An 810-nucleotide genomic window follows, 5' to 3' on the forward strand; every position below is an offset into this window, starting at 1 on the left:
TGAGAGTAAAATTCGGTTGTAGCTTTTGTTTGTAGTCTTGATGGGCATTTCCCGTTTGGTTTGGACAGGCTTCTCTCCGAAATTCTAACCTCCGCAATATTTTGATTTTGGAGATACCCTATGTCTATTTATGTCGGCAATCTTTCTTATGATGTCACCGAAGAAGATCTAAGCAGTGTTTTTGCGGAATACGGTAACGTAAAGCGGGTTCAACTTCCTAAAGATCGCGAAACTGGTAAAGTGCGGGGCTTTGCTTTTGTGGAAATGGACGCTGAAACAGAAGAAGATAAAGCTATTGACGAGCTTGATGGAGCCGAATGGATGGGTCGGAACATGAAAGTTAATAAAGCCAAACCCCGTGAAAATACCGGTGGCAGTGGCGGCGGTCGCTCCTCCTATGGTGGTGGCGGCGGCGGTGGTAATCGCGGCGGCGGTGGTAATCGTGGCGGCGGTGGTCGCTACTAAGTAGCTTTTTGACTCCTTCGATGGGTATGGACTCCGAGGATTTCCTCGATTTGATATCCATAGGAGGGCTTAGGTTGCCATACCTGAGCTTTTGGGTTCTAACCATGGGAAGGAACTCAAATAGTATGGTAATGTTGAACGGGTTCAACTCCCTTAAAGATGGCGAAACCGTTCAACTAAAGGGCTTGGTAACAGTTAGATTTACAACCTAACCCCAGGCCGTGCAGAACCAAATAAACGCTTGTTTCATAGGTTATGCTAAAGTAATTAATGAGAGTAAAATTCGGTTGTAGCTTTTGTTTGTAGTCTTGATGGGCATTTCCCGTTTGGTTTGGACAGGCTTCT

The 810-nt window shown here is 45.7% G+C and carries 1 protein-coding gene; it reads left to right on the forward strand.

Features of this window, described 5'->3' with window-relative positions; translation table 11 throughout:
• Window positions 1-120: 120 nt before the first annotated feature.
• Window positions 121-465, forward strand: a complete 345-nt coding sequence (locus PL9631_RS25750) for an RNA recognition motif domain-containing protein (protein ID WP_083624825.1) — start codon at window positions 121-123, stop codon at window positions 463-465.
• The last annotated feature ends 345 nt before the right edge of the window (window positions 466-810 follow it).

Source organism: Planktothrix paucivesiculata PCC 9631 (assembly GCF_900009265.2).
Lineage (GTDB): Bacteria > Cyanobacteriota > Cyanobacteriia > Cyanobacteriales > Microcoleaceae > Planktothrix > Planktothrix paucivesiculata.